We start from the raw sequence: 24,927 nt of genomic DNA, 5'->3' as shown, positions 1-24,927 counted from the left end.
GGTTTATTATATGGTTAGAAATATTAATTGCTATGACAATTACAACTAGTGCGCAATCATCAGTAGTTTTAGAAAGTACCCAATTAAAAAAAGGAGATACATGTATCTTTTACGGATATCTAAATGGTAATATAACAAGAGGAGATACTATTTTGATACAAACTGCAGGCAGATTAGAACTGTCAAGCAAAACACCGTTACCACAAGGGCAATACATTTTACAAACACCTAAACAAATTTATAATGGAATGATAGAATTGTTAATTGAAAAAAGTAATAGTAATGTTTTAAAAATATCTCATGATTCATTATACAATTCCATTTCATTTAAAGATAATCCTGTAAATGGAGTATATTCTGCTTACTTGGGCTCGGTTAGAGCTACAGAAAATCAGATCCAAAAATTATATGCTAAAGTTAATTTAACTACCCCTCTAGAAAATAGAGAGAAAATTAGCAGAGAGATCAAAGAACATCAAAAGCGGTTATATGATTTAGAAAATAGCATTATAAAAAGATATCCAAACACACTTTTATCTGCTATTGTCTCTTGTAATAATTTGCCACTAATGTCTGGAAGTATTTTAGATAATTATATGTCTGATTCTAATTCGGCACTATACAAGCAAACTACAAAATTTCTACGTGATAATTATTTTAAAGGGGTCGATTTTCATAGTGATGTTTTGTTGAATACTTCTTTAGTGCCATTCAAAATAAAAAAATATATTTCGCTATTTGATAAAAATGATCCCGAATTAGATGATGTAGTAAAAGAATTATTGCAAAAAAGTGCTGTAAATCCTTTAATGTATCAGGTTGTTTCAGATGCTTTATATACAATTTTTCATCAATCGCTTTATACTAATAACAATGAAAATATTATGATCGATATTTTAAAAAATGCTGAACAACAATCCTTTGTTCCAGATTGGAAAAAGCAATCTATAACGCAGCAAATTTTAATTTATCAAAAAAATAAAGTAGGGACTCAAGCAGCAAATCTCAATTTAAAGGATTTTGGAGACAAAGAATATCTATTAAATAATGTAAAATCAAAATACACTATTTTATATTTCTATGATCCAGAATGTTCAAATTGCTCTGAAATTACGCCAAAAATGAAGGGGTGGTTTTATGTTGATGGTCCTAAAAATGCAACAATACTCGCAATTTATATTAATCAAGATGAACAAGAATGGAGTAACTATATAAGGGAAAATACTTATCCGCCCAGATGGATCAATTTATGGGACAAGAATGAATCTGATAAAATGCGTGAAAAATATTGGATAGAGAGTCTCCCTGCAATTTATGTATTGGACGAAAATAAAAAAGTGATTTTGAAGAATGTCAATTTTAAGCAATTAATAAAATATTTTTCTAAATAAAGATTTCTATCATGAGATACTAAGAGGACAAAGAATATAGAATAATTAAACTTTTGTTGGTAATTTAAATTAAAAAGAGATGACCAAAATTTATATAAAAGTAACTATTGTATCAATATTGATTATTGGTAAACTATCGGCGCAAACTATCAATACGGGAGATTTATCTATTGCACCAAATACGGAATTTTCAACCTTATTTAACTTTGATAACAAAACCAATGGTGACTTACTAATTGATGGTGATTTTATTGCTTACGCAAATTTTAATAATGACGGACTAGTTACTTACACTAATTCTAGTAACGGAAAAACTTATTTTATAGGAACGCAAAAACAACTAATTTCAGGAACGCAAACAGCACATTTTCAGAATGTTATTTTTGAAAACACATCAGAATTAGTTCCTTTTCATTTGAATACAATTATTAATATTGGTAAAAATGTCGAATTTAAAAAAGGTATTATAGATGCTGATAGTTATAACGGTAAAATGGTTTTCGAACAAAATGCTTTTCATACAGATGCTAGTAATCTGAGTTTTGTAGATGGAAAAGTAGAAAATGTTGGGAATCTCGACTTTGAGTTTCCTGTTGGAGATCAATTTTATTTCAGACCTTCTTACCATGATAAGGGAGCGAATGCAAACAATGTCTATACAACTCAGTATTTTTTTGAAAATGCGGGGAGCCTTCATCCATACACCAATAAAGAAGATACAATTCTGTCTATCGATGAGGCGGAGTATTGGAATTTAACACAAGACCAAGGAGCAGAAAAAATTATCTTAAGCTTGACCCTTGATACGCATACAACTCCTGCTTCTTTTTTTGTAGAAAATCCTGATACTGAATTAGGAATAGTTCGTTGGGATGATACTACATTAAAGTGGGTAAACGAAGGAGGAACGACCACAGATCTTCTTACAGGAGCAGATTATTCTAAATTGGTTACTACTCAAGTAGGAGGTTATGGACTTTTTACAATTGCGATTGTAAAAAAAACAATTACTCCAGATTCAGATCTAATTATTTACAATGCTGTATCACCTAATGGTGACGGGATTAATGACAGCTTTTATATAAAAGGAATTAATAAATATCCAGACAACCGTGTAGAGATATACAATCGCTGGGGAGTAAAAGTATATGATGCCACATCCTATAATGAAAACGATGTGATGTTTAAAGGATATTCTGACGGACGAAGTACAGTAAAGAGAGGGGAAGGATTACCGGCAGGCACCTATTTTTATGTTCTAAAATACAACAAAAACAATACAATCATTGAAAATACAGGTTACTTATATATTGCAAATGATAAATAAGATTTTAGATTAAAAAGGCTAATAATTTTAATGCCAATGTAGAGGAATCTATATCTAAGTTAATTATTCACCAGCTACAAGATTAATTTTTAGATACATTTTTTACTGCTTATTTATTGTTAGTTTTTAAGTAATGATCATAAATATTCTTGCTATGAAAATAAAACTACATTTTTTTGCCATTGTGCTTATAACCATTACAGGCTATGCACAGCAAGATGCACAATATACGCAGTACATGTATAACACTATTAATATAAATCCTGCCTATGCGGGATCACGTGGTGTTTTGAGTATTTTTGGACTCTATCGAACGCAGTGGGTTGGTCTTGATGGAGCACCCGAAACAAGCAGTTTTTCTATTAATACTCCAATTAACAACAGTAGACTTGGTGTTGGACTTTCTTTAGTCAATGATAAAATTGGTCCTACAAACGAGAACAATATATCGGCAGATATTTCTTATACTATACAAACTTCATCCGATTTTAAACTTTCTTTTGGAATTAAAGGAACGGCTAATATCTTTAATCTCGATATCAACAAGCTGAATCCTGAGGATCAGGGAGATCCACAATTTCAGGATCTAGACAATAAGTTTTCTCCTAATGTTGGAGCCGGTGTTTACTGGCATTCAAATCAAGCTTATATTGGATTTTCAGTTCCTAATTTTATTGAAACCAATCGATATGATGATAATGATGTCGCAATCTATAAAGACAAGATTAATTACTATTTAATGGGAGGTTATGTCTTTAATCTGGATAGATACCAGTATTACAAATTCAAACCTGCCGTACTGGCAAAAATGGTGCAAGGAGCACCTCTTCAAGTTGATATTTCTGCCAATTTCATGTTTATTGATCGATTTGTTGTTGGTGTTGCATACAGATGGAGTGCTTCATTAAGTGCCATGGTGGGATTTCAAATCACAGATGCACTGTATTTGGGGTACGGATATGACCGCGAAACCACACACCTGAATAATTACAATTCAGGATCACACGAGATATTTTTGCGTTATGAATTCTTCAAAAACAATGGAAAAATGACAACTCCTCGTTTCTTCTAAAAGTATTATTAAGAATTATACAATCTTCTGCTTCATAATTTTTTGAGTCTATTCGTAAGAGAATTCACTAGATCTGTATCAGAGATGAACTGCAGACTGTATTGTACTGCGCATGCTAATACCCAGACGAACGATTCCAATGTAGAATGTGTTTTTCATAATGGATATAGTAACTAAAGTATTATTTTGCACAAAAAATAATAAGGCTGTAGCAAATAACTCAGCCTTATTAAAATCAATTATTGAGCAGTTACACTGCTGATTGCCTCTTTTAGTGCTTTCGCAGCAGCGGCTGGATCTTCAGCACCATATATAGCTCCCCCTGCTACAGCTACATCTGCACCGGCAGCTACAACATCTTTTATCGTATCGATGTTAACGCCACCTGCTACAGAAAAAGGAACTTTTGCTTCTCTTCCTTCAGCAATAAGAGTTTGTACGGAATATCCAGGTAATGCCTGTTCATCAAGACCAGCATGTAATTCAACAAAAGCTACTCCAAATTCAGTTACTTCTTTTGCTCTCTGGACTCTGTTTTTAACACCGATAGTATCCACTACAACCTGTTTTCCATATTTCTTTGCTGCTTCTACAGCACCTTTTATGGTTGCATCATCTACAGTACCCATAACGGTAACTAGATCTGCACCAGCTTTAAAAGCTATTTCTGCTTCCAATGCACCAGTATCTGCAGTTTTCATATCCGCAAAAACTAGTTTGTCAGGGAAGGCAGCTTTCATGGCTGTTACAACTTTAAGGCCTTCAGCTTTAATAAGGGGCGTACCTAATTCTATAATATCTACATAAGGTGCTACTTTGCCTGCAAGTTCTAATGCTGCCTCTGTAGTAAGTAAATCAATTGCGACTTGTAATTTGGTCATCTCAAAATGTTTAAAAAATTAATAATAAAAAAGGTTATTCCAGGTTAGCATGTTTAGGCCAGAGGTCTTCCTTGGTTAAACCGGATTCCTGCCAGAGGCTCATAAAAATACTCTCAAGTATAAACAGTGTAAATTGTTCAAAAAGACTTCCTGCGTATTGTTTGGAAACTGATATGCCGAAATCCGTTTTTGTTGCAGCATTGACTAGCAGTATATTATCTGATAATTCTGCCAGTCTGCTTTTTGCATCGGCTGTTATTGCTATAACTTTTGCCTTTTGTGCTTTTGCTTTTTCGACGGCTGAAAGCACAGATGAGGTAGTTCCAGATCCAGAAGCTACCAGCAGAAGATCTCCTTCAAGAATTGCAGGTGTTATAATTTCTCCAACAACATATACATGGTAGCCTAAGTGCATAAATCGCATTGCTGCCATTTTTAATGCCAGTCCGCTTCTTCCGGCTGCCATGATAAAGATTCGTTTTGCAGCTTTAATTTCGTGAATCAGAGCATCTATTTGCTGTTGATTAATCTGGTCCGCTAATTTTAGATTTTCGTTTAAAATAGTCTCTAGGTTTTCCTTTGTAGAATTTTTTTTATTCATCTGTTTGCTTTTAAGTATCGGGACCAGCCTGTTTTTTGCAAAATTGTTAACGGGACAGGATTGTTTTAGTGATGATTTTTGAATTTATTATGGATTTTTTAATCCCAATCAAATTGAATTAAACAGCGTTATTTCTGGATTTTTTTTAAGTTTTTATAGAACTTTAATAAATTCTGATTGCTGATGCAAAGATAAATCAGCAGAGAGGGGAGGGTGTTATACATATGAGACGACGCGGTATAAATTTGCGCCAATTTTATCTATTAATGGATCTAGATGATTTTAACTTTCCAGAGTAGAATAAAAGAATAGATCAATCTCAGAAATATTTTTTTCTGAATTTTGAGCATCGGCCATTTTTCCATTAAAGAAATAGATTCAAGATATAAATATTGTAGAATGCTTAATTAAAAAAGGACGTGATTATATTATTCAGTTTGAGCACTTGAATATCTTCTTTGATTTTTTTTAATCTCGCTGTATTTTTTAATGTATTAAAAAGAAATAATCATGAATGTTTTTGCAGCAAAACGGTTTTGACTGTTTATTTTTCAGCAGCAGCGAATTGTTATTTGAACTCAACAGATGTTACATTAATAAGTTTACGGAAATAAAAAAATAGTACTATGCGTTGTAAATTTGTGCCAGTTCGTTTTGAAGTTCTGTCGGTGTTTCTTTGAGTTTTGATTTCACAAATTTATTTAATGCTGACGGAGAACTAAAACCAAGATCAAATGCAATTTCTTTATGCGAAAGATCAGAAAACAGCAGCTGTCTTTTTATTTCTTTTAGGATTCGATTATGTATGGCGTTAATTGCTGTTTCTGCGCAGTGTTTTTTCGTGATATCATTAAGTTTTTTTGGAGAAATGCCAAGTTCTGATGCGTAATATTGTACTGTGCGCTGGCTTTTAAATTGTTCATTTAGGAGTTTTTTAAAACCTATATAAAGATGCTGATTGGTCTTTTGGTGCAATACGGGATGCTGGCCATGAACCGATTCAATAAGTCCCAGTAGCAATATCTTAATGTAAAAACGAGCCTGCTCTTTTCTCACAAGACTCGGATTGTTATAAATAACTCGGATGTGTTCAATAAGTGATAATGCCTGTATGAACTCTTCCTTAGAAAGCGCGCTGCAGTTCAGATTTGCCGATAGGTTTACATTATAAGGGCTTAATTCATTTTTCAATATATCAGAGCAGAACAATATTTCTTCAAATAATATTATTTTGCCTTTCAGGTCACTGCTGGGGTTTGATATAAAGTTAATCTGGCCAGGGAAAACAATTGATATTTTTTCAGATTTTAAATTAAAAACTTTTTCTTCAATTTGGATGTCAATTTTTCCAGCCTCAACTATTAAGATGTAAAAATGGTCATTTTTATGCGGTTTTAGATATTCGCTGATATTGAGATCGCTTATTTCAAAAACTCGAAAAGACAGATTTGTATCCTCCTGCTTCTGGATGTTCTGTGTAAGCTTAAACCGTTTTAAATCCATTTGTTAAATATATGTATCGTAATGTCATGTTTTTTCTTTTTGTCCCATCATCTTTAGACAATAGACAGCGACAATAAGAGTAATCTGCAAATTTAAGCAAAACTATTATGATGTTTTTTTTAAAATGCAATTCTAAGATTTAAACAAGTAAAAGAATCTTTTGATTTGCTTCATTTTTAAGTGTTTAAAGATGTATGTGCCAGTTTTGAGATTTTGCAAAGAAAATAGTATTATGATATCCCTAGTCTTTGTAACGTAAACCGTTAATTGTTTTAGATGCTAGATATACTTGCATCTCTTCTGTCATTTATAACATTTGTTTTTTTACATTTGAAACTCAGCATAAACGAAAAGGAAGTTTTTGCATTGGCTGATAGGGAACTCTAAATTTGGTAGTATTATGAAATTTAAACTTTTTTTTGCTATTGCGATTTTGTGGATAGTAGGTTGCTATGGACAGGAGATTTCTTCAAATAAAGTATTTAAAGAAATAGCTCTGGTAAATGGGATAGAATTTATAAACCCGAAATATGACCAGCCAAAATTCAGTTGTGGGTTTCTTATAAAATATAACAATGAAACATTTGCTGTAACAGCAAAACATATACTTAAGATTATTAAGCCCGAAAAAATGACAACCCTGTTATTGGAGAACTATATTAAAAAATGGGTATTGTACCCATTGAACAATAAGTCCGAAATTGTAATTTGTGATAAATTATTAAATGAAGACAAGTCTGAGTTATTGGAAGCCAAATCTACTTACGACAATGACTGGCTGGTATTTTCCATAAAACAAAACTCTTCCAACATTATACCTTTGGAAATAAGAAACACTCCTTTAGTTCAGGGAGAAAAATTATATGTTGTGGGCTGGACTAGAACGATGGAAAATGGACCTCAAAGGGTATATGAATTTGAATATTATAAAACAATTTCAAATCGCATTTTATTAAAAGATATTCTTGTGCCAGAGAAATTCGGAGGACTTAGCGGGGCTCCATTAGTAGATGAAAATGGTTTGCTTGTTGGAATTGTCTCAAATGGGACAGTTGATCCAGATTCAAATAAGAAGTTTTTCTCTCCATGCTCAGTAACGAATTTAGTAACTTTTATGGAAAATAGAAAGCATAATAAATAATAAGGCTTTCATGTAAAGTTATTTTATTTAATATCCCAATTTGCCTCTTTTTTAGATTGAAAGCTAATTCTCATCAGTCATATCAATAGTTTTTGGATGCAGGCTTACGAGTTGTAAAACAATTGCAGTAAAAACTACAAATAAGAGTAGTACAAAAACGTGTCTCATTCCTCCATTATCAGCGGCTTTTCCTAAAAACTCTGTAATAACAGCTCCGGCCGAAATACCTGCAAAATTCATAATTCCATATCCCGTAGCCCTGTAGCGTGGAGCAACAAACTGGCAAAGAATGGGCATATTGTTGGTGTCGTATATTCCAAATCCAAGTCCAAAAAGGATAGCCCCAAAAACAATAGCGGTTATGTCACAGCAATAGCCAAATAAAAATAATGCCGGGATGGTAAGAAACAATCCAATAGCGCTGGTGTAAATTCTTCCTTTAAGATGTTTCATCACCCATCTGTCTGAAATGGCACCTCCAATTAAAACGCCAAAAAAGGAAGACATCGAAATGGTTACCGTTGCAATTGGCCCCGCCAGAGACATGTCCAAATGTAAAGTTTCGGTAAATAAAGTGGGTAACCAGTTTTTGGCCGCCCAGCCCGGTAAACTTGGTGCGGAGAAATAAAAGAGCAAAACCCAAAAGGAGATATTACCGAATAGTATTCCCAATCCTTTGAACATTTGCCTGAATTCAATGCTGATAGAGGACTTTTTTGTGGTATCTAAGAAGTACGTTTTCTTTTCTTGTATAAAAAATATTAATATTAAGCTGTAAAGCACACCAAATAAACCTACGGAGTGAAAGCTGAAATGCCAGGAAAAATATTTAGAAATAGTGGCCCCAAAACCACCGAGGGCCTGTCCTAAATAAATTCCGGTGGTATGAATCGCAATTGCAAAAGAGCGTGTTTTTTCCTGATGATAATCGGCTATTAAGGATAAGGCGGCCGGAATGTAAAAGGCTTCACTAAAACCCATAATGCCGCGCAAAATATAAATCTGATTGAAAGTTGTGGCATAACCCATCGCCATAGTCACCCCAGACCAAATAAAAAGACTGCCTATTATGATTCTTTTTCGGTTAAACCGATCGGCTATAATTCCAGAAACAGGGCTCATAAGCGCATAAATCCAAAGGAAAACGGCCATCAAAAGGCCGAAATTTTCAGCTTTAGCTAATTCAGGAATGTCATCCATCATCGCTGATTTCATGGTGGAGAGCATTTGTCGGTCTAAATAATTCAATAAAGCAACAAACCATAGCAGGCCAACAACAATCCAGGGATAGGATTTTTTTTCATTCAATTTTGCAATCATTCTCTTTTTTCAAAATAAAGGCCGAATATACGAATTCAAACGTAACAGGAAAGAATTGTTTTTTCATCTTATTTGTTTGTTTAATCTATTCGTAAAGTGGCTTATTATATCCCGATTTTGCTAAATTCTTTATTTTCAATAGGCAATGTGCCACGATTTTACCACAGAAATTTAGTTCGGTTTAAAAAAAATTGAAAAACAGTATAAAGAGGAAATGATTAATTATTTTTCTATTTCTAAAGTTTGAGTTATGATATTGTTTTTTGACTGATTTTTTTCATCTGGCTGAAAACCTCCAACTGAAATTCTAATTTTACCTTCATATGATTTTAAAGTTCCACTTTCTGTTACATAAGAAAGGTCTTCTGGAGAAAGATTAAAATTGATAACTGTACTCTGGCCAGGCTTTAAATTAAATCTTTCAAATCCTTTGAGGCTCTTTAAAGGAGATTTTATTGATGTATCTTGATTTATTAGATACAGCTGTGCAACTTCTTCTCCTTCCATTTTTCCAGTATTGGTTACTTTAACAGAAATAGTGGCTGACTGCCCTTTCTTTATTTTTGCAGGAGCTTTTACTCCGCTGTATTTAAACTCAGTATAGCTTAAACCATAACCAAATCCGTATAAAGGAGTGCCTTTAAAGTAACGATATGTTTTATTATCCATTTTATAATCAACAAAAGGGGGTAAATCAGAATCGCTTTTGTAAAAGGTCACCGGAAGTCTTCCTGCAGGATTGTAATCTCCAAAAACGACATCAGCAGAGGCAGTTCCAGCAGATTGTCCCCCGTACCATATATTAAGTATAGCCGGAATGTTTTCTGCTTCCCAAGGCACAGCTATTGCACTGCCAGTCATCATGAGAAAAACTACTGATTTTCCAGACGATTGAAGCGCTTTTAGAAGCCTAGTCTGTACTTCTGGAAGTAGGATAGAAGTGCGGTCTCCTCCTTTAAACCCTGGCATATCTACTGGCATTTCTTCTCCTTCAAGCTGAGGAGAAATACCTCCAGCGAAAATGAAGGCCTCTGCATTTTTATGGCGCTCAATTAGATTAGCAAAATCAGTTTTTATAAAATTTCCTGTTTGCAGAGATACTTCGGCTTTTCCTTCACCTTGCCAGTATTCTAGCACTAATTTGTAAACAGAATCTTTTTTGGTTTGCAGTTTGTAGGTTTTTGCTCCCCATCTGTTTTTTTTCCAGGTGTCGATAACTTCTTTTCCGTCAATAATAAACCTATAACCGTCATCTGCAGCGACTTCAAAAGTTATAGAACCATCTTCATCTGCTTTAAAATTGGTAGTGTAACGTGCTGAAAAATGATTTGCTTTGATGTTTTTGGTAACCATTTCTCCTTCTTGCCAGAAATTATTTATTTCAGATTCAGTTCTTGTAGTTTCAGGTTCACCAGACAATGTATTGTTATTAAAATATTCAGCTTTAAAGCCTTGTTTTCCTTCATAAGAATAACGGCTCTTTAGATCTTTATAAACCAGTAATGTATCATTTGTAAAGTTGATGGCCTTTTCATAAACTACTTCAGTTTCAGGACCTACTTTTTCTTTAATGCCTTGTAAAACCGTTGTTAGTTGGGTTGGAGTTCCATTGTAATTTCCAAGTATAGAAATTGAATTATCTGCATTTGGCCCCAAAACAACAATCTTTTTCAGCTTTTTGTTCAATGGAAGCGTATTTTTTTCATTTTTGAGCAGTACTATAGATTGTCTAGCCATTTTTAAAGCATGGTCTTTATGCTCTTTTGATTCTAGAACAGAATTTGGAGTCTGTGCATATTTTACCATTGCCACAGGATCAAACATGCCCAATCTGAAACGAATCATAAAAAGGCGTTTTACAGAAACATCAATCTGTTTTTCAGTGATTTGCCCATTTTTAACCGCTTGAACAAGTGATTTATAAGCATCTGTTCCACAGTCAATATCTGTACCATGAAGCACTGCATCGGCTGAAGCGGATGCCGCATCAGGATGCGTTTTATGGTTTTTAAAAAAATCGTCAATTGCCCAGCAGTCAGATGTGACATAACCAGTAAATTTCCATTCATTTCTTAAAATGTCATTCATTAAAATATCGCTGGCACAGCAAGGCTGTGTCCTAAACGCATTATAGGCACACATTACCCCAGCTACTTTGGATCCGGTTACTAATTTTTTGAAGGCCGGCAGGTAGGTATCCCAAAGTTCATAAGGAGTGACATCAACATCAAAAGTATGTCGCAGAGATTCTGGTCCGCTATGCACAGCATAGTGTTTTGCGCAAGCTGCGGCTTTCAAGTATTTGGGGTCATCACCCTGAAGACCTTTTACAAAAGCATCACCTAATGCAGCTGTTAAATAGGGATCTTCTCCGTATGTTTCTTGTCCGCGCCCCCATCTTGGGTCTCGAAAAATATTGATATTAGGAGTCCAGTAGGTCAGTCCTAAATAGCGTTCATTAGTTCGTTTAAGCTCAACCGCCTTATTATAAATAGCCCTTCCTTCCAAGGCAGAGTAATCCGCCATTTTAAAAAGTGAATTTTTATCAAAAGTTGCGGCCATTGCAATAGCCTGCGGAAAAACTGTCGTTTTAAAGGGAGTTCTTGCAACACCATGTAGCGTTTCATTCCACCAATCATAAGCTGGAATTCCTAGTCTTGGTATTGCGGGCGCAGCATTTAGCATTTGTGCTACTTTTTCTTCTAATGTTAGTTGGCTGACTAAGTTTTCAACCCGTTCTTCAAAAGTGAGACTGGTATTTTGAAAAGGAAATTTTACTATGTTATTTTGGGCAGAACACAAAAATGAGAATAGTATAAGAATCTGATATTTTATTTTTTTTCTTTTCATAATAATGATTTTTTGTTTGAAGCGCTAAAATAATTTTTAAATTAAAACAAACACAACCGATTGCATAAAGAAAAGAAAAATATATGTAATATGGAATTTTTATTTTGTCTAAAAAGATATTTTTATGATTTATCAATATTTTTTTATGACAAATATTGTGTTTTTGTTGAGTATTTATTGATTTATATTGTAAAATGGAAAATAATATTTCGTAGAGGTTTATTTCCTCTTAAAATTATATATATTCTATAGTAAATGGAAGAAAATAGACGTGTAACGATTTACGATATTGCAGAGTAGCTACATTTACGATTTCACGGGCTTATTCGCGAATCTTCGAAAATTGATCTTCCAAAAAACTGCCATGCATTGTATGTAACAGCAGTTTTCTTTTTTTTATAAAACTAAATTTATTCTTCAAATTGTAATCTTTAAATACATAAATAGCTTTTAGTAATTTTTAAATAAGAAATCAAGTAGGTGTTTTTTTATGTTTTCTTTAGGAATATAAGATAAACATATTCTTTTTGGCAAATATGTCTACAATGGTGTAGATGTATTTAATTAAAATTCAATTTTTAAGGCTTAATGATACGATAATTTCTTTTTTTTGGCTTTATTTTTCTATACTATGCAATTAAATATCACACAACCGATTGCGTTTGAATAATATTTTTTTATATTTGTTAAAAATACACTTATAAAATGTTAACCAATTTTTGCTTAAAAGTGTATCAGCTTAAAAGAAACCAAAAACAATGAACAATGATTACAAGAAAATTACCTTTTTTATTCATAATAGGATTTTTATGTGTTTTCTCATTAACAGCTCAGGAGAAAAATTCAAAGAAAAAAACAAACAAACAGGCTCCAGTATTTTCGAATGTGGTATATCAGGGAGATGACCAGATATATAAAAACAATCCATTAAAAGAAGATGAGTTTTATTCTCCAGTTCTGCAGGGATGTTATCCCGATCCAGCCATTACAAGAAAAGGAGACGATTATTATATGGTATGTTCTTCATTTGCCATGTTTCCAGGAGTGCCAATTTTTCATTCTAAAGATTTAGTAAACTGGACTGATTTAGGTGGGGTATTGAATAATGTTTCAGAGTTTAACCCCCACGATACAGGCATCAGTGCTGGGGTTTATGCGCCTGGAATTACTTACAACCCTCACAATGATACTTTCTATATGATTGTAACAGCATTTACAGGAAATATGGGCAATATTATTGTAAAAACTAAAGATCCGAAAAAAGGTTGGGGAAGTCCAATTAAATTGGCTTTTAACGGAATTGATCCGTCTATTTTCTTTGATGATGATGGCAAAGGTTATGTGGTGCACAATGATGCGCCAGATAAAGGAAAAGAATTATACGAGGGGCATCGTGTGATTAAAGTTTGGGAATACGATCTAGAGAAAGATCAGGTTATTTCTGGTACAGATAAAATTATAGTGGATGGTGGAGTTGATCTTTCTAAGAAACCCATATGGATAGAAGCTCCTCATTTATATAAAAAAGACAATCATTATTATTTAATGTGTGCCGAAGGAGGTACAGGAGGAAATCATAGTGAGGTTATTTTTATTAGTGATAGTCCAAAAGGCCCTTTTAAGCCAGCATCCAATAATCCGATTCTTACTCAAAGATATTTCCCTCAAAATAGGCCCGATAAAGTAGATTGGGCAGGGCATGCTGATTTAGTACTTGGTCCTGATAATAAATATTATGGCGTATTTTTAGGAATTCGCCCCAATGAAAAAGACAGAGTAAATGCTGGACGAGAAACGTTTATGTTGCCCGTAGACTGGTCGGGGACTTTTCCTGTTTTTGAAAATGGCCTAGTTCCAATGGGACCAAAATTGAAGATGCCAAATGGTGTATTAAATAAAACTGGTAAAGATGGTTTTTTTCCTAATGGCAATTTTACATTTACAGAGAGTTTTACCTCAGAAAAGCTAGATTACAGATGGATAGGATTGAGAGGCCCAAGAGAGCATTTTATTTCTATTGTTAAAACAGGATTGCAGATTAGTCCCTTTTCTGTCAATATCAAAGAATTAAAGCCAACTTCGACATTATTCTACAGACAGCAGCACAATAATTTTTCTTTTGAAACCACATTAGAGTATAAACCTAACTCTGAAAAAGATTTGGCAGGAATAGTATGTCTTCAAAATGAACACTTTAATTATGTTTTTGGAGTAACTAAAAAAGAAAAAGATACTTATGTTCTACTGGAAAGAACAGAAAATGGCCAATCAGAAATTATAGCTAGTACAAAAATTGAGATTAAGGGTGTAATGAACTTGAAAGTAAAAGCAATAGGAGATAATTATCAGTTTAGCTACGCTTTAAATGGTGCCGATTTTCAAAATCTGGGAAGCACAGTCTCAGGAGATATCCTTTCGACAAATGTAGCGGGAGGATTTACAGGAGCTTTGGTAGGTTTATATGCTACTGCATCCAATAATGCAATTCCGAAATAAAACACAAAAACAGCAGCAGGATCACTGGATTGAGCTCAAATGCATGGATCCGAAAAAACATCTTTGATGCAGTAATTGATTTTGACAAAGAAAGGGCATCAGAAACTGATTCTTGGATACCAAAGAATCGGGGAAGCAGTAGATTTAAACTTATTTAATAAAAGCAGATTTAACAAGATATCATGAAATCAATACTTAAGTTTTTCGCAGTTACAGTTCTTTTTTTTACAGGATATAATGGATATTCTCAAGACCCAAATTTTCATATCTATTTGAGTTTTGGACAGTCAAATATGGAGGGCGCTGCGCCAATAGAAGCTGAACACAAGATAAATGTAGATCCTCGTTTTCAGGTTTTAGAAGCGGTAAACTGCCCAGAATTAAATCGCGAGATGGGCCAATGGTACACAGCGATACCGCCGTTATGCCGATGTAAAACCGGATTAACACTAACAGATTTTTTTGGAAGAACAATGGTTGCCAATCTTCCTAAAAATATAAAAGTAGGAGTGGTAAATGTTGCAGTTGGAGGTTGTAAAATTGAGCTTTTTGATAAAGATAATTTCGAAAACTACATGAAAACAGCGCCAGACTGGATGCTCGGAATGATCAAAGAATATAATGGAAGTCCTTATGCGAGACTTGTTGAAATGGCAAAAATTGCGCAGAAAAAAGGCGTTATAAAAGGAATATTATTACACCAGGGAGAATCAAATACTGGGGATACACTTTGGCCAAAAAAGGTCAAAATTGTATACGATAATTTGATGAAAGATTTGAATTTAGACCCTAAGAAAGTGCCTTTACTTTCTGGAGAGACCGTTCATGAAGATCAAAACGGCAAATGTGCGAGCATGAATAAAATTATTGCAACACTGCCTCAGACCATTCCAACGTCTTATGTAATTTCATCAAAAGGTTGTGCAGTGGCTTCAGATTTGCTCCATTTTAATGCAGCAGGCTATAGAGAATTAGGAAATCGCTATGCAGAAAAAATGCTTTCGTTATTAGGGTATAAATCAGATAATTCGAAAGAGCCTTTTATAGTTCAGGCGCCTATAGGTTTTGATCAGTTGAATCCAGCAGTTCCAGCTGGAAAAGTAGAAACGGTAAGTTATAATTCGAAGACGGTTGAAACAGTTAGGAAAGCAACTATTTACACGCCACCGGGATTTGCTAAAAATAAAAAATATCCAGTTTTATACCTTTTACACGGAATTGGAGGAGACGAAAAAGAATGGTTGAAGGGAGGAAGTCCGCAGATTATATTGGACAATCTTTATGCAGAAGGAAAACTCCAGCCAATGATTGTTGTAATGCCAAACGGAAGAGCCATGAAAGAGGACAGCGCTTCTGGAAATATAATGGCACCAGATAAAGTACAGGCATTTGCAGATTTTGAAAAAGATCTATTAAATGATTTAATTCCTTTTGTTGAAAAAAAATACTATGTCTTCAAGGACAAAGAACATCGTGCCATTGCAGGATTATCTATGGGAGGGGGACAGTCTCTGAATTTCGGTTTAGGGAATTTGGACAAGTTTGCATGGATCGGCGGATTTTCGTCGGCTCCTAATACTAAGAAAACAGAAGAGTTAGTTCCCAATCCTGAAGAAACTAAAAAGAAACTGAAACTACTTTGGATTTCTTGCGGAGATAATGATTGGCTGATTGAAAACAGTAGACGCCCCCACGATTATTTATTTAAAAATAATGTGCCGCACATTTATTATCTGGAGCCTGGAGTTCACGATTTTAAAGTATGGAAAAACAGTTTATACATGTTTTCGCAGTTATTGTTTAAACCCGTTGATGAATCAAGTTTTGCAAAATATACCGTTTTAGGAACGACAGCCCAAACGAATATTCGTAATGCTAAGTATCCTCAGATATTGCCTGATAACAGGGTAATCTTTAAAGTCAGCGCGCCTGAAGCTTTGAAAGTGCAGATAGATCTGGGACGAAAGTACGATATGCAGAAAGACGGACAGGGCGTTTGGAGTGTTACAACCGATGTGATAAATGGAGGATTTAACTATTACTCCCTTTTAATTGACGGTGTGGCAGTTGCAGATCCGTCAAGTGAAACCTTTTATGGAATGGGCCGCATGGCAAGCGGAATAGAAATTCCTAAAAGAGATGGAGATTTTTATGACTTGAAAAACGTTCCGCATGGTGAGGTAAGAACAATGAAATACTTTTCGAGAGCAACTAATTCATGGCGCGAAATGTATGTCTATACACCGCCAGGATATGAAACCGCATCTGAAAAATTTCCTGTTTTATATCTTCTGCATGGAGGAGGCGAAGACCAGAGAGGATGGAGCGCTCAAGGAAAGGCTAATTTAATTTTAGATAATCTGATTGCAGAAAATAAAGCAAAGAAAATGCTGATTGTAATGCTTGATGGAAATATGGGAAATGCAGGCGGTATTGCTGGTTTTAGCGAAGAAACATTAAAAGCATTTGAAAACGAATTAAAAAACGGAGCTATACCTTTTGTAGAAAGTAATTTTAAAGTTGCAACCGATAGTAAAAATAGAGCTTTAGCAGGTTTGTCAATGGGAGGACTGCAGACACTTTATGCAGGAATTAAAAATTCGGAACTGTTCTCAAGTCTCGGCGTATTCAGTTCAGGCTGGTGGGCAAATAACCCAAAATTAGCCGATCCTCAATATGAGTTTATAAAAAGTAATGCACAGTCTATTAATAGTAATCTAATAAAATTGTGGATTTCGATGGGAGGAAAGGAAGACATCGCCTACGAGAATTGTCAGGTAATGATGAAAAAGTTTGATCAGCTCGGTCTTAAATATAGCTATAGCGAATATTCTGGTGGACACACATGGCCAGTGTGGAGACATGATTTATTGCTGTATTCGCAGTTGTTATTCAATTAGTTTAATATTCCTTTCAGATATTTTTTTAGAAATACCGAAAAAAGAAATTATGATAAAAATACAAGATTTTATATATGCTATTTTAGCCATTACAATGAATATTTTTGCAAGTCAGGCTCAAAAGGACAAAGCTCAAAATCCCATTATTTTTGCAGATGTGCCAGATTTATCCATAATCAGAGTAAACGACACATATTATATGAGTAGTACAACGATGCATATGAATCCTGGTGTTCCTATTATGAAATCTAAAGATTTAGTGAATTGGCATCTTGTAAATTACGCTTACCAAACTTTAGAAGATAATGATGATCGATTGAATTTAGATCATGGAAAAAATGACTACGGTAGAGGTTCTTGGGCAAGCAGTCTGCGCTATCATAACGATGTATATTATGTGAGTACTTTTTCGGGAACAACAGGCAAAACGTATATTTTTTCTACAAAAGATATTGAAAAAGGACCTTGGAGAAGAATTGTGTTAAACAATTCGTACCATGATCATTCGCTTTTCTTTGATGATAATGGTAAAGTTTACCTTGTCTGGGGAGGCGGAAAGATTCAAATAGTTGAACTAAAAGAAGATTTATCAGAAGTAAAGGAAGAGACTAAAAAAGTTTTAATAGAAAATGCCAATGAACCTGCGAAAAGCGATATAATGCTGCCAGCTGAAGGATCACAGCTTTTTAAAATTAAAGGAAAATATTATTTATTTAATATCTGCTGGCCCAAAAACGGCATGCGCACCGTAATCATACATAGAGCAGATTCGATTGCAGCACATTGGGAAGGAAAGATTGGACTGCAGGATTTAGGTGTAGCGCAAGGCGGACTTATTGATACTCCAGACGGCAGATGGTTTTCTTATTTATTTAGAGATGCAGGAGGTGTTGGCCGTATTCCGTATTTGGTTCCTGTAAAATGGGAAAACGGTTGGCCGATATTGGGAGAAAATGGTAAAGTGCCAGAAAATCTAGATCTTCCTGTTGATAAAAGCCTGATTACCAGAATTGTAAACTCAGATGAATTTACCCGTAAAAATGGAGAGCATGATTTGCCGCTGGTTTGGCAATGGAATCATAATCCAGATAATAAGTTTTGGTCTGTAAAAGAAAGAAAAGGTTACTTAAGATTAAAAACATCCAGAATAAACAGCAGTTTTACGCAGGTAAAAAACATTCTGACACAAAGAACTTTTGGGCCTGTATGTTCGGGATCTACTATGTTGGAACTTTCAAATATGAAAGAAGGAGATTTTGCAGGACTTTCGTTGCTGCAAAAAGATTTTGGTCTCGTTGGAGTAAAAGTCGAGAAGGGCAAGAAAAAAATCATCATGATAAATGCTGAAAATGGAAATCCAAAAGAAATAGAAAGCGTTTTATTAAATCAGGACAAGATCTATTTTAAAGCCGAATGCAATTTTAAAGATCAAGTAGACCAAGGGAAGTTTTATTACAGTTTAGATGGTAAAAAATGGATTAGTATCGGGAAACCAATAAAGATGCCGTACACAATTCCTCATTTTATGGGCTATCGATTTGGGCTGTTTAATTACGCTTCTAAAACAATTGGAGGTTACGCAGATTTTGATTATTTCCGATTGAATGATAAAATTTCAGAAACAAAGTAAACTGTATCTGTATACTTATATAAAAAAAAACACTTTAAAAATTCCTTTATCAAAAGATAAATCTATAATTATGAATCTTAAAAGTTTAATAATCTTCTGTTTAGTTGGATTTTTGAAACTAAATGCTCAGCCGACGATAAAAAGTCCAGACGGAAAACTCATAGTTTCGGTTTCTATAAGTAATGGAATTCCATTCTACACCGTTACATACAATGAAAAGAGTTTTATAGAAAAATCTCCTTTAGGATTAAAAACAAATGCAGGAGATTTTAGCTCAGGCTTGTCTTTAAAGGCGGATGTGAAACAAAATAAAATAGACGAGACTTATCAATTGCAGAACATAAAACAAAGCAGCGTTCATTATATAGCAAACGAAGCCGTTTTTTCATTCACAAAAGAGGGTTCAACAGTCCTTAATGTGGTTTTTAGAGTCAGCAACAACAATGTGGCATTTAAATATAAATTATATCCACAGAAAGAAACACTTTCGGGTGTAGTTCAAGAAGAGGTCTCAGGGTTTTTATTGCCAAAAGGAACTACTACATTTCTTTGTCCGCAAAGTAATCCAATGACAGGATTTGCTCGGACCGCTCCTAGTTACGAGACTTCCTATACACTAGATGATGCAGTCGGAAAAAATGGATTAGGAAATGGATATACATTTCCATGTCTATTTAAGGTAAATAACAGCGGATGGGTCTTAATTTCTGAAACAGGTGTAGATAGCGGTTATTGTGCAAGCAGATTAATTGGACATGAAAATGGGTTATATACAATTGGATTTCCGATGCCGGGAGAGAATAACGGAAACGGAACAACAGCACCAGGAATATCACTTACGGGAGAAACACCGTGGCGCACTATCACAATAGGAGAAACACTTGCGCCTATTGTCGAGACTACAGTTCCGTTTGATTTGGTTAAACCAAAATATGAAGCATCTAAAGAATATCGATATACAAAAGGCACTTGGAGCTGGATTATAAAAATGGATGATAATACCACTTTTCCTGTACAAAAGCAGTATATCGATTTTAGTGCCTCGATGGGATATGAAACTGTTTTGGTTGATGCGCTTTGGGATACGCAGATAGGTCGTGATAAAATAGCAGAATTAGCGGCATACGGCACGCAGAAAGGTGTAGGGCTCTATTTGTGGTACAATTCAAATGGGTATTGGAATGATGCTCCGCAGGGACCGAGGGGATTAATGGATAATGCCGCTATCCGACGTAGAGAAATGGCATGGATGAATAGCATTGGGATTAAAGGCATTAAAGTTGACTTTTTTGGAGGTGATAAGCAGGTAACGATGAAATTATATGAAGATATTTTAACAGATGCGAATGATTTTGGAATTATGGTCATTTTTCATGGCTGTACCTTACCAAGAGGTTGGGAACGAATGTATCCTAATTTTGCGTCTAGCGAAGCGGTTTTGGCAAGTGAGAATCTGCATTTTGGGCAGCAAAGCTGTGATAATGAAGCTGTAAATGCAGCAACGCATACTTTTATTAGAAATACGGTTGGAAGCATGGATTTTGGAGGAAGCGCTTTAAATAAATTCTACAACAGTGATAACATTGCCAATAAAGGTTCAAAAAGAATGACTTCTGATGTGTTTGCTTTGGCTACTTCAGTGCTTTTTCAAAGCGGCGTGCAGCATTTTGCCTTAGCGCCAAATAATTTGCATGACGCTCCAGATTGGGCTATAAAATTTATGAAAGAAGTGTCTACAGTCTGGGATGAGGTTCGTTTTTTGGATGGATATCCAGGCAGATATGTATTGCTGGCCAGAAGGAAAGGAGCAAAGTGGTATATCGCTGGAATTAATGCTGAAAATAAAACCCTTAGAACAAAACTAAAATTAGACATGTTTTCTTCTGGGACAGCGGTAAATTCTTATACAGATGATGATCAGCTCAATGGAAAAGTAAATGCACTTAAAATAAATAAAAACAAAGAAGTAGAAATAAAAATACCTCGCAATGGAGGGATTGTAATAATCAATTAAAACAACTTGAATAGTACTATTAAAATCAGTTAATCTGATTTGTTTGATCAAAAGTCAGTGCCCTAAAAAGTTAGATACTATTTGGGGTATTTTTAATGAAGAAACCAAACAAGACTTTAGACGGATAGAACTTATACCAAAAAGGATTTCTAGAGTTATTTGCGATAAACGTAAAAGGCTTATCAAAAAATTACAGCTCGATGCAGATTATGGCATTAATCGCATCGGGCTTTTTTGTTTTTTGTAGCGCTACAAATAGCCTTAAGTAGGTTTTGTTATTTTTAACAACCGATTGTTGTTTTTGTTTTCCTTGCCGTTTTTGTTGCTTTTTCTTTATAAGATAAATTGTAAAAGAATGCTTTTTAACTCATTTTAGTACTATATTACTTATTTTATAATCCTATTTATATTAAAATATTAGATTTTTCTTATATTATATTTTTTGTAGAAAATTGGTCAGTTAGCTACTGAATTATTATAATTTATTTGAAATTTATTTTCAAAATAAATTATTCTTATTTTTTTAAGCTTAAAAATATTTTTAATGTTTTTATTTTAGTTTTTTTTTGTGTTTATTTTAAATAAAATACAATGCAACCGATTGTTTTATTGATTGTTTTTTTATATTTGTTACCAAAATATTACAATTTTCGGAAATCAATTTTTTCAAAAATGAAAAGATTTCAAAATAAATAACCAAATAAAAATACCATCAATGAACTTTTATTACAAGTAACTTAAACAAACCATTAACTATTTAAACCAAACAAAAAACTATTAAAATGAACTTAAAACTTAAAATTGCACTAATCGGACTGCTGATCGTGGGCAGTCATAGTATAATGGCACAATCAAAGACCATTCATGGCGTGATTACCGACCCATCAGGATTTCCGTTACCTGGTGCCGGTATTAATGTAGAAGGAACGCAGAATAGCGCATCAACCGATTTTGACGGTAAATACTCTTTAAAAGGAGTTAATCCAACCGATAAAGTAACTTTTTCTTATGTGGGCTTAGTATCACAGACTATTACTGTGGGCGAAAGAAGCTCAATCAATGTAACTCTTGTTCAATCTACACAAAATTTAAATGAAGTTGTAGTAGCCTATGGTACTCAAAAGAGAACTAAGGTTACTGGTGCAGTTTCTACGGTAAGCTCAAAAGATATTGCCGCTGTACCTATTACAAATGCTGAATCTGCACTACAAGGACGTGCGGCAGGGGTTACCGTTGTAAATGGTGCACCAGGCTCTAATCCTACAGTTAGTATTCGTGGTCTGGCTACCATGGGAAACAGTGCTCCGCTTTATGTAATTGACGGAGTTTTAACTGGAAATCTTTCTGGCTTAAGCCCTAATGACATTGAGAGCATCTCTGTTTTAAAAGACGCTTCGACTACAGCTTTATACGGTTCTAAAGCTTTTAATGGTGTTATTATGGTGACTACCAAAAAAGGTAAAAAAGGACCAGGTCAGTTAAGCTTTGGCACTTACGTTGGAGGGCAGGAAGTGACAAAAAGATATAATGTTTTAAATACACAGCAATACCTTCAATACGCTAAAGATTTAGGAAGTGATTTAACGGCTAGAGCAGCTGAGTTTGGAAACATAAATACCAACTGGCAAGACCAGATTTTTCAAACAGGACTTATGCAGGATTACAATTTGAGTTTTTCAAATGGTACAGAGAATTCTACAAGCCGCTATTCTGCTGAATATATGAAACAGGAGGGAGCCATTGTTAATACAGGTTTCGAACGTTATTCTTTTAGAGCTAATAATACGCAAGATATTGGTAAATTAAAAATAGGAAGCAATATTGGGGTTTCTTTTAGTACTATTAATCCAGAACGTACTGCAGGAGGAAGAACATTATTAGAACATGCTATAAAAATGGCACCTTATTTACCAATATATAATCAAGATAATTTAGGCGGTTACCAAGGACCGAGCGCTATTGATGGCAATGACGCAGAAAATCCTGTTCGTGTAGCTAATTTAGGATATCAGAAAATAAACAACTTATCTATAATTGGAAACATTTATGCTGAATTAGAAATTTACAAGGGTTTGAAATTCAGATCACAAGTTTCTTTAGATTATTATACAGGTAAAGATCACACTTTCATTCCGAGTTTTCAGGATGGTTCTTACCACAAGCAGGCGTTTTCTTCAACAAACGAAACAAATTCTCAAGGGCAGACGATCGTTTTTGATAATAGTTTGACTTATAAAACTACGATCGCAAACAAACATAATCTGGAAGTTTTAGGAGTTATTACTAAAATTGATGGGAAATCGCAAAGTGTTGCAGCTGGCAGCCGTTACTATATTTCAAATGAAATTGATCAGTTGAGATATAATGAAGGAAGTTTAGGATCTGCAAATTATGAAGAAAAAAACTTAGGGTATATTGTTCGTATTAACTATGACTACGATGACAAATACATGCTGGCAGTTTCAGGACGTAGAGATGCATCTTCTCGTTTTGGATCAAATAATCGTTGGGGTAATTTTTATTCTGTTGCTGCGGGTTGGAATATAGCGAAAGAAAATTTCATGCAAAATTCTATTTTCAGCACATTAAAACTTAGAGCTAGTACAGGAACAACAGGAAATGACAGAATAGAAAATTACCAATACAGCGCTACTTTAATAGCAAATTACAATTATCCAATTGGAGGAGCGAATGCACCTGGAGTTTCTTTGGGAGTGGCAGCTAATCCAGACTTAAAATGGGAATCAAAATTAGATAGAAATATTGGTCTTGATTTTGGATTTTTTGATGAAAAGCTAACGGGTTCATTTGAATATTTCAACAATAAGAGTAGCGATATTCTTTTTGCAGTTCCCCTTGCAGCTTCTGTTGGATCTGCAGGCGGTGGAACGCAGATTCAAAATATTGCTGACGTAAAAGTAAGCGGTTTTGAAGTTTCGATTGGTTACAACGACAGAAAAGGAGACTTTACATGGTCTGCTGTGGCAAATTTAGGTACTAGTAAAAATGAGGTAGTGAGTTTAGCTCCAGGGGTATCGAGCGTTTTAGGCGGACCTTCACCAAGAGCAGGTTTAGAGAATTTTTCAAGATTAGAAGTAGGTCAGCCGCTATTTTACTTTTATGGATATCAGACCAATGGAATTTATCAAAATCAAGCAGAAGTAGACGCTGTTTTTGGCCCAGGACAGACATCTATAAAACCGGGTGATATTAAAATTGTTGATCGTGATGGAAATAAAGTGATCAATTCAGATGATAAAACAAACATCGGAAATCCGTATCCTGATTTTACCTATGGTTTGAACCTTAGCGCAGCGTACAAAAACTTTGATTTCAATTGCTTTATAACGGGTGTGGCAGGTAATGATATCTACAATGCAAATACTTTTGATTTAAAAGGAATGAACCGTTTGTTTAATGCCAGCACAGATGTTTTAGATAGAGCAAATGTTGTCAATGGTGTTGTTACCAATCCTTCTGCAACATTGCCAAGAGCTCAAGGTGCAGATATTAACTGGTCTTCTGCAAACCAGCGTTATATAGAAGATGGTTCTTTTACGAGATTAAAAAACATCGCTTTAGGATATACACTATCTGGTGATGCTTTTAAAAGCTATTTCTCAAAAGCAAGATTCTATGTAAGCGGACAGAACCTTATTACCATTACAAATTACTCAGGTCTAGATCCAGAAATTGCACGTGCAGATGCTAATGCGAACTCAGCAGGTATTGATTTAGGAAGGTATCCACAGCCAAAATCGGTGATTTTTGGAATTGATGTTACATTTTAATATTTAAAAG

Annotated in this window: 14 protein-coding genes; 9 read left to right on the top strand and 5 right to left on the bottom strand. The window is 34.4% G+C overall.

Going from position 1 to position 24,927, the window contains the following annotated elements; genetic code table 11:
• Positions 1–32 precede the first annotated feature (32 nt).
• The 3 genes from QLQ95_RS24390 (at position 33) to QLQ95_RS24380 (ending at position 3,790) form a co-directional block, all read left to right on the top strand.
• Entirely contained in the window at positions 33–1,391 is a 1,359-nt protein-coding gene (locus tag QLQ95_RS24390) for a thioredoxin family protein (RefSeq protein WP_482502043.1), read from the top strand.
• A gap of 79 nt (positions 1,392–1,470) precedes the next feature.
• Entirely contained in the window at positions 1,471–2,718 is a 1,248-nt protein-coding gene (locus QLQ95_RS24385; RefSeq protein WP_320494832.1) for a T9SS type B sorting domain-containing protein, read from the top strand.
• A gap of 154 nt (positions 2,719–2,872) precedes the next feature.
• On the top strand, positions 2,873–3,790 hold the full coding sequence (locus tag QLQ95_RS24380; RefSeq protein ID WP_482502042.1) for a PorP/SprF family type IX secretion system membrane protein: 918 nt from the start codon (positions 2,873–2,875) through the stop codon (positions 3,788–3,790).
• Between the two features lie 239 nt (positions 3,791–4,029).
• Here QLQ95_RS24380 and hxlA read toward each other — a convergent pair whose 3' ends face one another.
• The 3 genes from hxlA to QLQ95_RS24365 all read right to left on the bottom strand — a co-directional run bounded on the left by hxlA (position 4,030) and on the right by QLQ95_RS24365 (position 6,775).
• Positions 4,030–4,671 (bottom strand): 3-hexulose-6-phosphate synthase, encoded by a 642-nt coding sequence (gene hxlA / locus QLQ95_RS24375; RefSeq protein WP_095931786.1) that lies wholly within the window; start codon positions 4,669–4,671, stop codon positions 4,030–4,032.
• A 34-nt stretch (positions 4,672–4,705) separates the two neighbouring features.
• The gene (gene hxlB, locus QLQ95_RS24370) at positions 4,706–5,272 is read right to left on the bottom strand and encodes a 6-phospho-3-hexuloisomerase (protein ID WP_095931787.1); all 567 of its coding nucleotides are present in this window, start codon (positions 5,270–5,272) and stop codon (positions 4,706–4,708) included.
• Between the two features lie 624 nt (positions 5,273–5,896).
• Positions 5,897–6,775, bottom strand: a complete 879-nt coding sequence (locus tag QLQ95_RS24365) for a helix-turn-helix domain-containing protein (RefSeq protein WP_428237096.1) — start codon at positions 6,773–6,775, stop codon at positions 5,897–5,899.
• Between the two features lie 400 nt (positions 6,776–7,175).
• On the opposite strand from QLQ95_RS24365, the gene QLQ95_RS24360 reads away from it, so the two are divergent.
• The gene (locus tag QLQ95_RS24360; protein ID WP_428237097.1) at positions 7,176–7,916 is read left to right on the top strand and encodes a trypsin-like serine protease; all 741 of its coding nucleotides are present in this window, start codon (positions 7,176–7,178) and stop codon (positions 7,914–7,916) included.
• Positions 7,917–7,979: 63 nt separating this feature from the next.
• Here QLQ95_RS24360 and QLQ95_RS24355 read toward each other — a convergent pair whose 3' ends face one another.
• Positions 7,980–9,236, bottom strand: a complete 1,257-nt coding sequence (locus QLQ95_RS24355) for an MFS transporter (RefSeq protein ID WP_095931790.1) — start codon at positions 9,234–9,236, stop codon at positions 7,980–7,982.
• Between the two features lie 222 nt (positions 9,237–9,458).
• The gene (locus QLQ95_RS24350) at positions 9,459–12,086 is read right to left on the bottom strand and encodes a glycoside hydrolase family 3 C-terminal domain-containing protein (protein WP_482502041.1); all 2,628 of its coding nucleotides are present in this window, start codon (positions 12,084–12,086) and stop codon (positions 9,459–9,461) included.
• A 765-nt stretch (positions 12,087–12,851) separates the two neighbouring features.
• Between QLQ95_RS24350 and QLQ95_RS24345 the strand changes: the two genes are divergently transcribed.
• The 5 genes from QLQ95_RS24345 to QLQ95_RS24325 all read left to right on the top strand — a co-directional run bounded on the left by QLQ95_RS24345 (position 12,852) and on the right by QLQ95_RS24325 (position 24,917).
• The gene (locus QLQ95_RS24345) at positions 12,852–14,582 is read left to right on the top strand and encodes a glycoside hydrolase family 43 protein (RefSeq protein ID WP_482502040.1); all 1,731 of its coding nucleotides are present in this window, start codon (positions 12,852–12,854) and stop codon (positions 14,580–14,582) included.
• A 182-nt stretch (positions 14,583–14,764) separates the two neighbouring features.
• Entirely contained in the window at positions 14,765–17,482 is a 2,718-nt protein-coding gene (locus QLQ95_RS24340) for an alpha/beta hydrolase-fold protein (protein ID WP_482502039.1), read from the top strand.
• A 49-nt stretch (positions 17,483–17,531) separates the two neighbouring features.
• Complete coding sequence (locus tag QLQ95_RS24335) at positions 17,532–19,112, top strand: glycoside hydrolase family 43 protein (protein WP_482502038.1); 1,581 nt, start codon at positions 17,532–17,534, stop codon at positions 19,110–19,112.
• Between the two features lie 70 nt (positions 19,113–19,182).
• A complete protein-coding gene (locus QLQ95_RS24330; RefSeq protein ID WP_482502037.1) occupies positions 19,183–21,126 on the top strand; it encodes a glycoside hydrolase family 97 protein in 1,944 nt (647 codons plus the stop codon).
• A 782-nt stretch (positions 21,127–21,908) separates the two neighbouring features.
• Positions 21,909–24,917: a SusC/RagA family TonB-linked outer membrane protein gene (locus tag QLQ95_RS24325; RefSeq protein WP_095931820.1), complete on the top strand. Its 3,009-nt coding sequence runs from the start codon at positions 21,909–21,911 to the stop codon at positions 24,915–24,917.
• Positions 24,918–24,927 lie beyond the last annotated feature (10 nt).

It is taken from the genome of Flavobacterium sp. B330r, assembly GCF_056824325.1.
The sequence above is the reverse complement of the archived record's forward strand: the minus strand, read 5'-3'. Positions and strand labels throughout refer to the sequence as shown.

What these genes read in the sequence shown, in the direction of transcription:
- QLQ95_RS24390 (WP_482502043.1), top strand. Translation starts at nt 33, where the DNA reads ATGACAATTACAACTAGTGCGCAATCATCAGTAGTTTTAGAAAGTACC.
- QLQ95_RS24385 (WP_320494832.1), top strand. Translation starts at nt 1,471, where the DNA reads ATGACCAAAATTTATATAAAAGTAACTATTGTATCAATATTGATTATT.
- QLQ95_RS24380 (WP_482502042.1), top strand. Translation starts at nt 2,873, where the DNA reads ATGAAAATAAAACTACATTTTTTTGCCATTGTGCTTATAACCATTACA.
- hxlA (WP_095931786.1), bottom strand. Translation starts at nt 4,671, where the DNA reads ATGACCAAATTACAAGTCGCAATTGATTTACTTACTACAGAGGCAGCA.
- hxlB (WP_095931787.1), bottom strand. Translation starts at nt 5,272, where the DNA reads ATGAATAAAAAAAATTCTACAAAGGAAAACCTAGAGACTATTTTAAAC.
- QLQ95_RS24365 (WP_428237096.1), bottom strand. Translation starts at nt 6,775, where the DNA reads ATGGATTTAAAACGGTTTAAGCTTACACAGAACATCCAGAAGCAGGAG.
- QLQ95_RS24360 (WP_428237097.1), top strand. Translation starts at nt 7,176, where the DNA reads ATGAAATTTAAACTTTTTTTTGCTATTGCGATTTTGTGGATAGTAGGT.
- QLQ95_RS24355 (WP_095931790.1), bottom strand. Translation starts at nt 9,236, where the DNA reads ATGATTGCAAAATTGAATGAAAAAAAATCCTATCCCTGGATTGTTGTT.
- QLQ95_RS24350 (WP_482502041.1), bottom strand. Translation starts at nt 12,086, where the DNA reads ATGAAAAGAAAAAAAATAAAATATCAGATTCTTATACTATTCTCATTT.
- QLQ95_RS24345 (WP_482502040.1), top strand. Translation starts at nt 12,852, where the DNA reads ATGATTACAAGAAAATTACCTTTTTTATTCATAATAGGATTTTTATGT.
- QLQ95_RS24340 (WP_482502039.1), top strand. Translation starts at nt 14,765, where the DNA reads ATGAAATCAATACTTAAGTTTTTCGCAGTTACAGTTCTTTTTTTTACA.
- QLQ95_RS24335 (WP_482502038.1), top strand. Translation starts at nt 17,532, where the DNA reads ATGATAAAAATACAAGATTTTATATATGCTATTTTAGCCATTACAATG.
- QLQ95_RS24330 (WP_482502037.1), top strand. Translation starts at nt 19,183, where the DNA reads ATGAATCTTAAAAGTTTAATAATCTTCTGTTTAGTTGGATTTTTGAAA.
- QLQ95_RS24325 (WP_095931820.1), top strand. Translation starts at nt 21,909, where the DNA reads ATGAACTTAAAACTTAAAATTGCACTAATCGGACTGCTGATCGTGGGC.